We start from the raw sequence: 14,540 nt of genomic DNA, 5'->3' as shown, positions 1-14,540 counted from the left end.
TATCATTTTAACTGGAAATTATATAATACATTTTGTTACTCCAGACACCACCAATAATGTAAACCAACACACCTCTCGTCCCACGAGGCATAGCCGTTGCTACACTTCGCATACAATTTAATAGTTTGAACTTCGCGCCTGCTGACTTCGAAAGGATGTGTGTCTTGTGGAGGATTCACAACTGGCCAACTCCCGTCTAGTTGCATCTGTATATCCGCTGGAAGCCCACAATTATAATCCGCTCCCAATCGTAATTGTAGATGCCTCCGGCGTGTGGGTAACCGATGCCAATGGCGAGCGCTATATGGACATGCTCAGTGCCTATTCCGCCTTAAACGCCGGCCACCGCCATCCAAGGCTCATACGTGCCCTTCTCGATCAAGCGATGCATGTTACCCTCACTTCTCGCGCCTTCTATAACGAACCCTATATTCGGCTATGCTCTGCCCTCACCAGGTATACAGGCAAGGAAGCGATACTCCCAATGAACAGCGGAGCGGAAGCTGTTGAGACAGCGATCAAAACCGCAAGAAGATGGGGCTATCAGAAGAAAGGCATACCCGAGAACCTTGCCGAAATCATCGTGTGCGCCAACAATTTTCACGGCAGGACAATAACCGCTATTTCCTGCTCCTCCGACCATGCCTATACGCAAAATTTCGGCCCGTTCACACCTGGTTTCCGCGTTATTCCTTACGGCGACATTGACGCGCTTGAACAAGCCATCACTCCGTACACAGCCGCTTTTCTCGTTGAGCCCATCCAAGGCGAGGCCGGCATCATTCTCCCGCCAGACGGCTACCTAGCAACTGCGGCCTCCATATGCCAAGCTCAACAAATTCTCTTCATTGCGGATGAAATTCAGACCGGTTTCGGCCGAACCGGCCGCCGATTCGCCTGTGATCATGAGAACATCATCCCTGACGTTTATATCGTGGGCAAGGCGCTAGGCGGCGGTATCCTGCCGATCTCCGCCATTGCGGCCGATCGCGCTATCCTCGACGTATTCGAACCAGGGTCGCACGGCTCCACCTTCGGAGGCAATGCACTGGCTAGCGCGGTGGCGGTCGAAGCCATTGCTGTCATGGAAGAGGAGCGGCTGGCAGAACGATCCGAGGCGCTTGGGAAGCGGCTGCTCGCGGCTATCGAGCGCATGACAAACCCGATCATTCGAGAGGTTCGTGGACGCGGACTGTTTATCGGCATCGAGCTTACGACACCCGCCCGTCCCCTGTGCGAGAAGCTGATGGCGCTTGGACTGCTGTGCAAAGAAACCCACGAATATACGATTCGACTGGCCCCGCCTTTAACCATTACAGAAGATGAATTGGACTGGGCAATCAGCCGGCTGCAGCAGGCGCTTGGTTAGTCCTGCAATCAACAAAAACGCCCTTACCGCACATCGCGGCAAGGGCGTTTGTCATCTACATCGGTCGATTATCCATGCGCAAGCGCAACGCCAAGCGTCGGAACCTCCAGCAGCGCAAGCAGTCTTTTCACACGGACAGCCTCTTTATCATCCACCTGTCCGCTTCGAATGACGAGCAGCACGCCATCACACGCCGCCGTCATAAGCTGTGCGTCAGCTGAGGACATCAACGACGGTACTGCAAGACAGATCTGATCATATTGCTGCCTCCAGCTATCGAACAGCAGCTGTAACGGGAAAGCACCGACGAAGTCTTTCGAGTAAGGCAGCCTCGGTCCTGCCGTCAGTACATCCAGATTAGCAATAACGTCTCGGTGTACGACATCGACCTCGCCGGCCTCACTGGAAGCATCTATGATGGAGCTTAATCCGGTCCAATTCGACAGACCAAAAAACTGATGAATGAGCGGAGCATTAAAATCGCCATCGACAAGCAGCGTCCGTCGGTCGCTCTGCGCATAAGCCGCCGCCAAATTGGCCGCCATCTCCGCTGCGCCTCCACCAGCCTTCGGAGAAGCCACAGCGACGATTCTTGCATCACCGCCGCTCGCCCGATCGAGCTGTGCACGCAGCGAGCGATACCGTTCCATCGCTTCGCTGCTCATCCCGCTGAGCATGACAAGCTTATTTTTCGATCGGGACATGATGGCTCTCCTTCGCTCCTCTGAGCTTCGCATAAGATGTATAGCGGCGGCCGAGCCCGCGTTTCCCGCTCTCAATAAATAATGGCACCTCTATTAACGTCTCGAATCCAAGCGTCCGCGTCACATCACATTCCGTTCGAATCCATCTATCAAAATACTGCAGTACAAAACACAAACCCGCACTAACCATGGCCGATAGAACGAATGCCACCATAAGCAGCATCTTCAATCCCATATTAACCGGCTGAGGCCATGCACCTGGCAGATCCTCTGCTGGATACAAAACTTCTAAATCACCAGAGCCGTATAATCGTACCGTCTCCTCGATGAATGCCGTCGAGACCGCATTCACGATAAGAACCGCTCTGCTGTAGTTATCATCTCGTGCCGATATCGTCAGCAGCTGTGAAGTAGCGCTGGCGGAAACCGTTAGCTTACCAGCTATTGCGCCCGCTGAAAGCCCCAGTTCCGGATGCTCAGCTGCTACTTTCTTCATGACGTTGGGCGTACGAACGATATCCTTGTACGTTTGGAGCATCAATAAATTCGCTTGAATAACCTTGGGATCTACTGAAGATGAAGCAGCGGAATCCTCATCGCCCTTAGCGCTCTTATCAATCTTGCTAGTCATTATTAGCTTAGAAGAAGCTTCATAGATCGGGGTCCGCGTGCGTCCTATACCGAGTGCGGCAGCGCACCCGAGCATGACAATGATCACGATCAACCACCATCTGCGGCGCAGCATGACTATAATATCGAGTAGCTCAAGCTCCTCCTGCAACACAAATTCCCTCATTCCAATGGAAGAATATAACGATGTTTTACATGTTGCACTTACATATTTAGCCACAAACACGCGAAAACTTACACAATTCAACGAAATAAATAGTTATTTTTCCCTATTCTATCATTCCTATTTTTCCAGCGTCAATGACCCCAATCGCTAACAAACTAATATTTATCTAACAGTTAATTAACATTTCGCAAAAAATAAAGCACGATCGAGACGGCGTCCTGCCGCTTCAATCGTGCTTCGTTATTGGGGTTAACCTTTGCTCGGATCGAACGAGCTCTTCAGCGATACGATCCGGTTGAATACGAGCTTGTCCCTACCGGACAGCTTCGTGTCGACATTATAGTAACCGTGGCGGAAGAATTGGAACTTGTCCCCGCCCTGCGACTCTGCCACGCCTTGCTCCACATAGCCTTGCAGCACTTCCAGCGATTCTGGATTGATCCGTTCGAGGAACGGCTTGTCCGCATTCGCCTCGTCGTCGATGAGCAGCGGCTCGAAGTGGCGGAACTCAGCCGCCTTCGCCTGCGTCGCTTCGACCCAATGGATCGTCCCCTTCACCTTGCGGCCCGTAAAGCCCGAACCGCTCTTCGTCTCAGGGTCGTACGTGCAGCGAAGCTCGATCACTTCGCCAGCTTCGTTCTTGATAACTTCTTCGCACTTAATGAAGTAGGCATGCTTCAGACGCACTTCGTTGCCCGGATACAGACGATGGTACTTCGGCGGCGGCACTTCCATGAAATCGTCTTGCTCGATATAGATTTCACGGGAGAACGGAATCATGCGCGAGCCCATCTCTTCGTTCTCGGAGTTGTTCTCCGCTTCGAGCTGCTCGACTTGCCCCTCCGGATAGTTCGTAATGACGACCTTCAGCGGACGTACAACAGCCATCGAACGAAGCGTCTTCAGCTTCAGATCCTCGCGGATAAAATGCTCCAGCATCCGTTCGTCGACGAGGCTGTTCGCACGAGCGACACCGATCTCGCGGCAGAACGCGCGCAGCGATTCCGGCGTAAAGCCGCGGCGGCGCAGGCCGCTGATCGTCGGCATGCGCGGATCGTCCCAGCCGTCGACAACGCCGTTATCGACGAGCGATTTCAGGTATCTTTTGCTCATAATCGTATTCGTAATGTTGAGGCGGGCGAACTCGTATTGATGAGGCGTCGCTTTCATCTCGCACTCTGCAACGACCCAGTCGTACAGCGGACGATGGTCCTCGAATTCAAGCGTACAGATGGAGTGCGTGACGCTCTCGATCGCATCGCTGAGCGGATGCGCGTAGTCGTACATCGGATAGATGCACCATGCGTCGCCCGTCCGGTGATGATGCGTATGCGAAATCCGGTATAGCACCGGATCGCGAAGGCTGATATTCGGCGAAGCCATGTCGATCTTCGCACGCAGCACGCGCTCGCCGTCCTTGAACTCGCCTGCACGCATCCGTGCGAACAGATCAAGGCTCTCCTCTACGCTGCGGCTGCGGTAAGGACTGTCTTGTCCCGGCTCCGTCAGGGAACCGCGCGTCTCGCGCATTTGCTCCGCGGTCAGATCGCACACGTAGGCCTTCCCTTTCTTAATCAACAGAACCGCCCGATCGTACAGCTCCTCGAAATAATCGGAAGCGAACCGAAGCTCGTCCCATTCGAAGCCGAGCCACTGCACGTCCTGCTTGATCGACTCTACATACTCTGTATCTTCTTTAAGCGGATTCGTGTCGTCGAACCGCAAATTCGTACGTCCTTTGAATTCGTCAGCCAGCTCGAAATTCAAGCAAATCGACTTGGCATGGCCAATATGGAGATAGCCGTTCGGCTCTGGCGGGAATCGAGTAACAATCTCGCTTACCGCGCCTTTGCTCAAATCTTCCACGACGATGTTACGAATGAAGTTCGAGGATACTGTTTTATTATCCATAGCGCCCAACCCTTCCTGCGGAAATTCCTATCCTCTTATAATACACAATTTCCTATCATATTATAAGTTTCTGAGTTTCATTGAAAGAACAAATTCATAATAGCGATGACCTGGCCGCTTCAATTAATGAGCACATTATACGTTGACGAGTGTTCATGCAGACGCATATAATTAGGTTAGCTAATCAAATAATATAAAAGATTGAAGGAGGCGATATGCAATTGGAGGACAATCAGCAGCTGTCACGTGAACTGATGCTTGCTTTTCGCCAGCTGCGGCAGTTGAACTGGACGGGGCTGAAAGCAAGCGACGGCCATACGAAGGCAGAAGTGATGACCCTTTTTCACATTTTCAGAGCCACCAGGCAAGAGCCCGCAGGACCGAAGGCTTCGGACCTGGCACGCTCGCTGAACGTAACGATGCCGACCGTTACCCAGATGGTCAATGTGCTGGAAGCGCGCGGACTGCTCGAGCGGCATCGCGACCCTGCTGACCGGCGAGCCGTTCGCATTCGGTTGACCGAACAAGGCGAAGCCGTAATGAATCGCAACCATACCGTCATGTTGAATACGATCGGCAGCGTCGTTGCCCATCTTGGCGAGGCGCGAAGCCGCGAGCTGGTCGAAACGTTGCAGGAAATATTCCGTTTCTATGCGGACGCCAATACCGTCACATGCTCTCCCTCTCCCTTAGATCCGAATCAATAATAATATCAATAATAATCCGCCTACTTATAGAAAGAGGTGACGTTTCTCCACATGATCAAGCTTTTGCGACATTTGAAACCGTACCGGATTGCCGTTACGTGTGTGCTTGTCTTCGTCTTCCTGCAGACGTTGTCCGACTTATATTTGCCGACTTTGCTGGCCGATATCGTGGACAAAGGCGTTATGTATGCAGACACCGCTTATATTTGGCGAATCGGTGGTTTCATGCTGCTCGTCGCGCTCGTCGGCACAGCCTGCTCCGTCGGCGCCAGCTACTTATCTGCTAAAGCGGCTGGCGGCTTCGGGCGCGACCTGCGCAGCCGATTGTTCGCGCATGTCGAGAAGTTCTCGTTGAACGAGTTTGACCGAATCGGCACAGCCTCGCTCATTACGCGCACAACAAACGATATTACACAGGTTCAAATGGTTCTGACGATGATGATGCGCGTGCTCGTCATGGCACCGCTCATGTGCTTCGGCGGCATCATTATGGCGTTGTCGCGCGACGTGAAGCTGTCGTTCGTCATTATTGCGATCGTGCCCGTCATTGCGCTAGTAATCTTATTCATCTCGAAGCGGACAATTCCTCTATTCGGCCTGCAGCAGAAACGACTGGACCGTCTCAATCTCGTCCTTCGCGAGCATCTGACGGGCATTCGCGTTATTCGCGCCTTCAATCGCACGAAACACGAGCAGGATCGTTACACGACGGCTAACGGCGAATTGACGGATACGGCCATGCGAGTCAACCGCATGATGGCCGCGATGATGCCGGTTATGATGCTGATCATCAACTGCGCGAGCATCGCGATCATCTGGTTCGGCGGCATTCGCATCGACCACGGCGGCATGGAAGTCGGCGACCTGATGGCGTTTATCCAATACGCATGGCAGATCATGTTCGCGCTTATGTTTGCTTCCATGATGTTCGTTATGGTTCCTCGTGCATCCGCTTCCGCTGCCCGCATCCAAGAGGTGCTCGACATGCAGCCGAACATTGAAGACCCAGCGAAACCAGCGACCGATAGTAAAGGTCAATTGAAAGGCACCGTAGAATTCCGCGATGTATCGTTCCGTTACCCTGGCGCGGAGATGACGGCGCTGACGAACATTTCGTTCAAAGCTTCTCCTGGCGAAATAACGGCTATTATCGGCGGCACCGGATCCGGCAAGTCCACGATGCTGAACCTCATCCCTCGCTTCTATGATGCCAGCGAAGGCGTCGTTATGATCGACGGAATCGACGTTCGAGAGATGACCCAGCAGGCGCTGCGCGAAACGATTGGACTCGTGCCGCAGAAAGCCATGCTGTTCACCGGCACGGTAACGGACAATATTCGTTTCGGCCGTGAAGAAGCAACGGATGAGGAAGTCAAGCATGCTGCTGCAGTCGCGCAGGCATCGGATTTCATCGAGAAGATGTCCGAGGGCTATCAATCGATCATCTCGCAAGGAGGCACGAACGTATCGGGCGGCCAGAAGCAGCGGCTGTCGATCGCACGCGCGCTCGTGCGCAAGCCGCAGATTTATTTGTTCGACGACAGCTTCTCTGCGCTCGACTTCAAGACCGATGCCAAGCTGCGTGCGGCGCTTCGTCCCGAAACGACGGAAGCAACCGTCATTATCGTCGCGCAGCGCGTCAGCACCGTAATGGATGCCGATCGCATTATCGTACTCGACGACGGTCAAATCGCAGGAATGGGCACGCACCGCGAGCTGCTGGACAACAATGAGGTTTACCGTGAAATCGTCATGTCGCAGCTGTCCGAGGAGGAGATCGCATGAGAAACATAGGACAATTCCGATCGATGCCTGCTCAATCAGCTGAACGCGGCGGTGGCGGCGGGCCACAAGGTGCCGGTGGACCAGGAGGCGGCAATAAACCGCCAGGAGGCGGCATGGGACCAGGCGCCATGGGCTTCGGTCCACGCGGCGGCCCTGGCGGCATGATGATGAAGGGCCAGAAGGCGAAGAACTTCAAAGGCACGCTTCGCCGGCTTGTCGGCTATCTTCGCCCGCACCGTGCTTCCCTGTTGATTGTGCTTATCACCGCAGTACTCAGTACGGTCTTCTCCATTCTGGGACCGAAAATTATGGGTAAAGCAACAACCAAGCTGTTCGAAGGTTTGATGGGCCGTATCAACGGCGATCCGAATGCCACCATCGACTATGACGCGATTGGGCGCATTCTCATTACACTGGCGGTGTTGTACGTCATCAGTGCGGTCTTCAGCTATATCCAGCAATACGTAATGGCCGGCGTCGCGCAACGTACCGTCTTCGGGATACGCGAAGATGTGAATAAGAAGCTGGCGAAGCTGCCGCTTAAATTTTTCGATGGACGGACGCATGGCGAGATTCTCAGCCGCGCGGTCAATGACGTCGACAACATCAGCGGCACGCTCCAACAGAGCTTAACGCAGTTCATCACCGCTATCGTCACGCTCATCGGCGTTGTCGTCATGATGCTGACGATCAGTCCGCTGCTCACGCTCATTACGGTCATTACACTGCCGCTCAGTTTCGTTGTTATTAAAATGATCGCATCGAAGTCGCAGGCGCACTTCATCGGCCAGCAGAAAGCGCTTGGCGAGCTGAACGGCCACGTTGAAGAAATGTTCACGGGCCATACGATCGTCAAGGCGTTCGGACGTGAAGAGACGGCGGTAGGCAAGTTCAACGAAGTGAATGAGCGGTTGTACCAGTCCGGCTGGCGCGCGCAGTTTATCTCGGGCAACATCATGCCGCTCATGGGCTTCATCGGCAACATCGGTTACGTACTCGTCAGCGTCGCCGGCGGTCTCTTCGTTCTTCATCAGCGCATTACAGTCGGCGACGTGCAGGCGTTCATCTCCTACTCGCGCCAATTCACGATGCCGATTACGCAGACCGCGCAAATCGCGAACATCATTCAATCGACGATCGCTTCCGCGGAGCGCGTATTCGAGCTGCTGGATGAGGAAGAGGAAGTGCCGGATGCAGCTGCAACTTCTCCAAGTAAAGCTGTTGCGTTGAACAAAGCCGCTGCAGGAGAAGTGAATTTCCAGCATGTGAAGTTCGGCTACAAGGAAGATGAGCCGCTCATGACCGACCTAAGCATCGACGTGAAGCAAGGACAGACGATCGCTATTGTCGGACCGACAGGCGCCGGCAAAACAACGCTGATCAACCTGCTCATGCGCTTCTACGAGCTGAACGACGGGCAGATCACGATTGACGGGAAGAACATCGTCGACATGCCTCGCGGAGAGCTGCGCAGCAAGTTCGGCATGGTGCTCCAGGACACTTGGCTGTTCAACGGTACGATCCGCGACAATATCGCGTACGGTCGTATCGGAGCAACGGAAGAAGATGTCGTGCTCGCGGCAAGGGCTGCCTATGCGGATCACTTCATCCGTACGCTGCCAGACGGCTACGACACCATTCTGAACGAAGAAGCGTCCAACCTGTCGCAGGGTCAAAAGCAGCTGCTCACCATCGCTCGCGCCGTGCTTGCAGATCCGCAAATTCTCATTCTCGACGAAGCGACGAGCAGCGTCGATACACGGACCGAGGTTCACATCCAGCAGGCGATGAACGCGCTGATGGAGGGCCGCACAAGCTTCGTCATCGCGCACCGTCTCTCGACGATTCGCGATGCGGACCGCATCCTCGTGATGAACCAAGGCGCCGTCATCGAACAAGGCTCGCACGAGGAGCTGCTTGCGCAGCGCGGCTTCTACGCCGACCTGTACGAGAGCCAGTTCTCAGGCAGCAAGAAGCAGCCGGAAGCGATCTAACCGCTCGCATTCGACATGCATAAGTGAAACAGCCCGCTATCCCTTGATAAGGGAAGCGGGCTGTTTCATTTTAACGAGACTTCGCTTTGGCGCTGCCAAGCGCCTCTTTCCAATAGAGCTGATTCACCTGATGACTAACGTTGTACGACTCCTCCAGCAGCGGCTCGATGATCGCAAGCAGCGCATGGACATTGGCGAAGCCCTCTCGAATCGTCCTGGCATAGAGGCGCAGATTGGACATCATTTTAAGCACATCGTCAGGGGTGTACAGCTGATACGTGACCATATGTCCTTGCGAAGCATTAATGTATGGCACAAGCTCCTCTGCACCTCGAGCGGCAGCAAGCGCGGATTCCTCGTACTCCAGCGCAGCTTCTAGATTATTTCGAACGGTGCGCAGCTTTGTCTCATGGTCATCAAGCCGGGCCGCAGCCTCCTCGAGCGAAAACACCCGATCCTCCGACTTCGAGTACGATCCCAGCGCACGAATCGTCTCCATGTACTGGCTTGAGACGATGTCCAGATGCTGCTCCTGAAGCTGCTTACCGAACGCCGGAAGCTCTTTGCGAAACAGCTGAAGCACGTTCATCGACTCCGACGTTTTCGGATCGGTCAAGTATCCGGAAGCCAGCCGCCGATCCAGCGTAGGCATCTTCATATTCGCCAGCTGCCTCTTCATATACCCTTTGTACCAGTCGTTAAAAAGGTTCTGCGCAACGCCTAACGCCAGGTCCAACGCCGCCCCTTGGATGATCGTGCTCGTATTACCGAATGGCCGGTCGTAGAGTGCTGATTCCCCTGCTGCTGCGGATGCTTTTCTCCGCATGTTTCCTGGCTCCTCCGTTGATACCTCAGGAGCGGCTGTTGTTGCATTGGTCGTCCGCCGTCTGCTCGCAGTGCGATCCGGCGCCTCGGAATCGGGACCACCCATGCGCTGCTGTTGTGTTTCCGAAGCAGTTATAGGAGCAGGCGAGCTTTCCGTCCCTGCAGAAGCAGCCGATGAGACTACTGCGCTCGATGCCGCCGACGCCGGAAGCGGGTCGAGCGCCAGCTTCTCAAGCACGGCTCCCGCATTCTTGAGCTTCGGGCCAAGTATGGCCCCGTTGCCGTATGACGTCGTCACCGTCAACTCGATTCGTTTCTGGTCGATTGCCGACAGCACCTTGTCCTTCAGCACAGGATCGATGGAGGTCAAGGCGTCGATCTGCGCGCGTGCTTTCACTGTATTTTGAGCCAAATTGTCCGTAAGCGCCGTTGCATTATGAATATAAGCCGATTTCATCGCTTTATTGTCGACGAACAACACTTTGTCGCGAGCCGCATCGTACACGACCATATCGATTCCACCCTGATTGACCGCGCCTTTAGGTGCGAGAATGACGTTTTCCATCCCGTATTTGCGCCCTAGAATGTGGGTTGCCTCTACCTCCCCCAAATAGCCCTTCGCATGGGAAGGGGGGCCGTATGGCGTAACGGTCGACGTGTGATAGGAGCCTCCGGTGAGCTCCTGCTCAGCAGTCAATCCTTCCGCGCCGACGTCCCCGCTTGCATTGGGGGAAGACACCGACTGTAAATATTGCACCATCGCACGATTGCTGACGGGCGCCGCGCCAGGAGATGGCGCAGCCGATCCGGTGCCGTTCCCAGTCGAAGTTTGCTGCCTCCCCGCCTCCGGTATTCGGCTTCTGCTCCCGTTATCGTTGTCCCGTTCTCTGCCCATCCGCACTCAGCCCCTTCGCCCGTTCGAATATGACTAATTATACCATCGCTTCCATGCGACCAGCCATAAGGCGAAGGATGCCCTATCTTAAAACTTGCCTAAATTTAAAACAAGCTGATCCGATTTCAGTCGGTGTCAGCTTGCATGGGTGCGCATTAAACCATTCTGTGCAGGCAGTCTTCACCTTGTTATCCGAACGATAGCAGCCCTGACGAATGGAGGAACACCAGCAGGATCAAAATCGGCGCTACGAAGCGGAGGATGAACAGCCATAGCATGAACCAGCCTGCCGTCAGGCCGGCTTGCTGGGCAACATTTTTCCACACATAGCCGACAAAGATCGTCACTACTAGCCCGCCTAGCGGGAGAATGATGTTGGACGCGATAAAATCGGTCCAATCGAAGAAGGAACGAGGCCCCCAATGAAGCCCGTTCACAGCGCCGCCTACCGAGATTGCAGAAGGAACGCCTACGAGAAAACAGAGCGCTGACGTAATGACCGTCGCTTTGTTCCTCCCCCAGCCCCAACGGTCAATCGCAAAAGCGATCGGAACCTCGAGCAGCGAAACACAAGACGTGAGCGCAGCGATGGCCAGGAGGATGAAGAACAGTCCCCCGAACAGCCAACCCAGCGGCATGGCCGAGAATGCAGCGGGCAGCGCCACGAATGCAAGCCCCGGGCCTTGTCCAGGCTCGATGCCATACGCGAATGTCGTGGGAAAAATAATCAGCCCCGCCAACAGCGCATATAACAAATCGCCGCCGCCAACCGCAAGCGTCGCTGCGCCAAGCGATTGCTCACGATCGACGTACGCGCCGTATGTCATCATCGTGCCCATCCCGAGCGACAGCGAGAAGAAGGCGTGACCGAGTGCAACAAGCACCGATTCATTGGAGAGCTTGCTGAAGTCTGGCCGCAGGAAAAACTCGACGCCCGCCCCTGCCCCAGGCAGCATCAGCACCCGCACCATTAGGAAGAGCAGGATAAGAACGAGCGCCGGAATGAGCACCTTATTGAATTTTTCGATACCTGAAGCGCCTCGAATGACGATCCATCCGGTCACAAGCATAACGACAAACTGCCATAGGACCGGGAGAAAACCGCCTATGAAATGGTTGAAGGTCGCCTCTACATCAACCCCCTCCCGAATGGCGCCGCCGAATGAAATAACCGCGTAATGCAGCGTCCAACCGGCAACAACCGCATAGAAGGACATGATGAAGAAGGCGCCTGCAATCGACAGCACACCAAAGCTACCCCATATCCGCTGACCGCTGAGTCGAATGAGTGAAGTTGCTGGACTTCCACGTCCACCGCGTCCGATCGTCATCTCCGCAATAAGAACCGGCAGACCGATTAGCAGCAGACAGATCGTAAACAGCAGGAAGAATGCTGCCCCGCCGTATAGACCCGTTATGTACGGAAACTTCCACATGTTGCCGAGCCCGACCGAACTGCCGATTGCCGCCAAAATAAACCCCGATCGCGTGAACCGTTCTTTCGTTCCGCTTGATTCGATATCTTTGTCCGATTTACTAATTTGACGCTGCTCCTTACTCATGCTGTTTCACCTCGCTCTTCCTGCTCATCTGTTCTCGATAGCTGTATTGTTGTCAGCAATACCCATTTCAATTCGGATGACGCAGTTCGCACCATCCCTGGCATTCGCCCATACAATGCATCTATCTAGGTCAGGGAGGCGCCAGCCGTGAAACCAATAACGACAACATCGGAACGACCTTGCGTGGTCGTTTTCCCCGATGCGCCTTGGAGCAGCACTCCATTCGCCGCACATCTGTCTTCGATTGCTGCCAAACACCCGATCCGCTGGGTTACGAACAACCCGCAGCGCTCGCTTGCAGGCGCCCCGTCCCAAGTAACAGCCCTATCAACCGACGAGCTGCAGCACATCGACTGGAGCCAAACAACGGCGCTCGTGCTTCATCCGTGCTGGGCGGTAACGGTACTACCTTTGCGTCCTCGATTGCTTGGCGCATGGACGGTTGGCTCAGCCGGAGAGGATCAGTTGGAAGCGAGCTGGCGGGGGCGTTTGGCTGGTGAAGCCTCCTTCGTGATGACACTGTCCGAGCCCTATTATTTGGATCTGTCCTTCCGCCGCGACAATGTGTTCGTGTGGGATGGCGCTGATGAGACATCGGATTGGTTCGCCTCCCAGGCCGGCCTGTGGGCGGCGGATGGCACGGATCCGCTGCCGCTGTGCCGGTTGCAGCGACAACGTCGCGAAGCCGCATACCGTGAACGACTGTCAGCAACGGGTACGAATTCCACGCTCATGTTCTACCGCTCGGTCTATCTATATTTGCTCGGCGATGCAGTGCAGGCTGAACGCGAACTGCTCCATGCATTCGAGCACGCCGTGCTGCAAGGCGAAGAAAGTGCGCTCATCGCCATCTATCGTTTTCGCTCCTCCCTGCTCGCCTCACAGGGCAAGCTTGAGGCAGCCGTTCAGGCGTATGAAGCGACCGCTTCAACTTCAGCAGAGCGCGCCAACGCAGAGGAACTGCGCCGAAGACTCTCATTGGGCGAAGATGCACTCGTCGCTGTTATGCTGCTTCGGCTGAATGATGATTATCGGGAAGCGGCTGTGAGGCTGGAGAAGCTGCTAGAAGAGTCGGAAGAAGCTGTACCGGGCGGTGAAGCATCAGCATTCGACGGTAGGCAGACTGAGGACGGTGCAGGTGGACGCGTTGGCGAGAGGACGGAGGAAAAGCACATTGAGAGGGATCAGCAGCTTATGTCGATGCAGGCTGACCGTACAGCAGCTTCAGCCAGGCGCCTGCTGATCGACTCGCTGCTGCAGTCCGGATGCGTGCGTCGGGCGTACCAATGGTTCGGGCAGAGCTCGTCGCTGTCTGCTAGAGACCGTGCAGACTATGAGCTGCTGCAAGGTACCGCCCTTCTCTTGAACGGTAGAAGGCGCGAGGCGATTCTATCGTTCCTCCGCGCGACAGAGCAGCGGCAGGACGCCATCGGCGCGTTAACCGAGCTGTCCATGCTGGACGCGGCCGTCCAGCGTCTCACCGACGGCGGAACCGCGACGCTGCGGTAAGCTTGCGCGCGAGGCAGGGTGCGTATCTGCACCTACGGGGGACGCTTGTCGGACACGGGCGCTGCGGTAGGTGCAGTTATGCACCTATGAGGCCGTTTGTCGGACGCGGGCGCTGCGGTAGGTGCAGTTATACACCTATGAGGCCGTTTGTCGGAAGCGGACGCTGCGGTAGGTGCAGTTATGCACCTATGAGGCCGTTTTTCGGACGCGGGCGCTGCGGTAGGTGCAGTTATGCACCTATGAGGCCGTATGTCGGACGCGGGCGCTGCGGTAGGTGCAGTTATGCACCTATGAGGCCGTTTGTCGGACGCGGGCGCTGCTCGCGCACCGTAGTCGACCGTTCCATATGGTGCATTTCTGCACCTTATGGCCCGCACACCGGCGTCGATCGCTCCATATGGTGCATTTCTGCACCTTATTGCTCGCACACCGGCGCCGACCGCCCTCATATGGTGCATTTCTGCACCTTATGGCTCGCACACC

General features: G+C 55.2%; 10 protein-coding genes. 5 read left to right on the top strand and 5 right to left on the bottom strand.

The features are described 5' to 3' along the window. Positions 1-166: 166 nt before the first annotated feature. Positions 167-1,369, top strand: coding sequence for an ornithine--oxo-acid transaminase (rocD, locus tag SBI19_RS05835; RefSeq protein ID WP_317965902.1), 1,203 nt, complete (start codon positions 167-169; stop codon positions 1,367-1,369). 68 nt (positions 1,370-1,437) lie between these two features. On the opposite strand, the gene SBI19_RS05830 is transcribed toward rocD, so the two are convergent. The 3 genes from SBI19_RS05830 to SBI19_RS05820 all read right to left on the bottom strand — a co-directional run bounded on the left by SBI19_RS05830 (position 1,438) and on the right by SBI19_RS05820 (position 4,780). Next, positions 1,438-2,073 (bottom strand): CpsD/CapB family tyrosine-protein kinase, encoded by a 636-nt coding sequence (locus SBI19_RS05830; RefSeq protein WP_317965900.1) that lies wholly within the window; start codon positions 2,071-2,073, stop codon positions 1,438-1,440. Then, complete coding sequence (locus SBI19_RS05825) at positions 2,054-2,854, bottom strand: YveK family protein (RefSeq protein WP_317965898.1); 801 nt, start codon at positions 2,852-2,854, stop codon at positions 2,054-2,056. Before SBI19_RS05825 ends, SBI19_RS05830 begins: the two co-directional genes overlap by 20 nt. A 264-nt stretch (positions 2,855-3,118) precedes the next feature. Further along, positions 3,119-4,780, bottom strand: a complete 1,662-nt coding sequence (locus SBI19_RS05820; protein WP_317965896.1) for a glutamine--tRNA ligase/YqeY domain fusion protein — start codon at positions 4,778-4,780, stop codon at positions 3,119-3,121. Between the two features lie 221 nt (positions 4,781-5,001). Between SBI19_RS05820 and SBI19_RS05815 the strand changes: the two genes are divergently transcribed. From SBI19_RS05815 to SBI19_RS05805, 3 genes are read left to right on the top strand one after another with little or no spacing between them, the layout of a single operon-like run. Then, a complete protein-coding gene (locus tag SBI19_RS05815) occupies positions 5,002-5,487 on the top strand; it encodes a MarR family winged helix-turn-helix transcriptional regulator (RefSeq protein ID WP_317965894.1) in 486 nt (161 codons plus the stop codon). A gap of 51 nt (positions 5,488-5,538) precedes the next feature. Further along, positions 5,539-7,272, top strand: a complete 1,734-nt coding sequence (locus SBI19_RS05810) for an ABC transporter ATP-binding protein (protein ID WP_317965892.1) — start codon at positions 5,539-5,541, stop codon at positions 7,270-7,272. Then, positions 7,269-9,266 (top strand): ABC transporter ATP-binding protein, encoded by a 1,998-nt coding sequence (locus SBI19_RS05805; RefSeq protein ID WP_317965890.1) that lies wholly within the window; start codon positions 7,269-7,271, stop codon positions 9,264-9,266. The genes SBI19_RS05810 and SBI19_RS05805 overlap by 4 nt, the downstream gene beginning before the upstream one ends. A 70-nt stretch (positions 9,267-9,336) precedes the next feature. Here SBI19_RS05805 and SBI19_RS05800 read toward each other — a convergent pair whose 3' ends face one another. Together SBI19_RS05800 and SBI19_RS05795 are read right to left on the bottom strand one after the other, a co-directional pair. Next, the gene (locus tag SBI19_RS05800) at positions 9,337-10,986 is read right to left on the bottom strand and encodes a hypothetical protein (RefSeq protein ID WP_317965888.1); all 1,650 of its coding nucleotides are present in this window, start codon (positions 10,984-10,986) and stop codon (positions 9,337-9,339) included. 188 nt (positions 10,987-11,174) lie between these two features. After that, a complete protein-coding gene (locus tag SBI19_RS05795; protein ID WP_317965886.1) occupies positions 11,175-12,548 on the bottom strand; it encodes a sodium-dependent transporter in 1,374 nt (457 codons plus the stop codon). Between the two features lie 147 nt (positions 12,549-12,695). On the opposite strand from SBI19_RS05795, the gene SBI19_RS05790 reads away from it, so the two are divergent. Next, entirely contained in the window at positions 12,696-14,057 is a 1,362-nt protein-coding gene (locus tag SBI19_RS05790; RefSeq protein ID WP_317965884.1) for a hypothetical protein, read from the top strand. Positions 14,058-14,540 lie beyond the last annotated feature (483 nt).

It is taken from the genome of Paenibacillus sp. CCS19 (assembly GCF_033239625.1).
In the GTDB taxonomy this organism is placed as follows: Bacteria; Bacillota; Bacilli; order Paenibacillales; family Paenibacillaceae; genus Paenibacillus_T.
This window is presented reverse-complemented; position numbering and strand designations above follow the sequence as displayed.

What these genes read in the sequence shown, in the direction of transcription:
- SBI19_RS05830 (WP_317965900.1), bottom strand. Translation starts at nt 2,073, where the DNA reads ATGTCCCGATCGAAAAATAAGCTTGTCATGCTCAGCGGGATGAGCAGC.
- SBI19_RS05820 (WP_317965896.1), bottom strand. Translation starts at nt 4,780, where the DNA reads ATGGATAATAAAACAGTATCCTCGAACTTCATTCGTAACATCGTCGTG.
- SBI19_RS05810 (WP_317965892.1), top strand. Translation starts at nt 5,539, where the DNA reads ATGATCAAGCTTTTGCGACATTTGAAACCGTACCGGATTGCCGTTACG.
- SBI19_RS05805 (WP_317965890.1), top strand. Translation starts at nt 7,269, where the DNA reads ATGAGAAACATAGGACAATTCCGATCGATGCCTGCTCAATCAGCTGAA.
- SBI19_RS05800 (WP_317965888.1), bottom strand. Translation starts at nt 10,986, where the DNA reads ATGGGCAGAGAACGGGACAACGATAACGGGAGCAGAAGCCGAATACCG.
- SBI19_RS05795 (WP_317965886.1), bottom strand. Translation starts at nt 12,548, where the DNA reads ATGAGTAAGGAGCAGCGTCAAATTAGTAAATCGGACAAAGATATCGAA.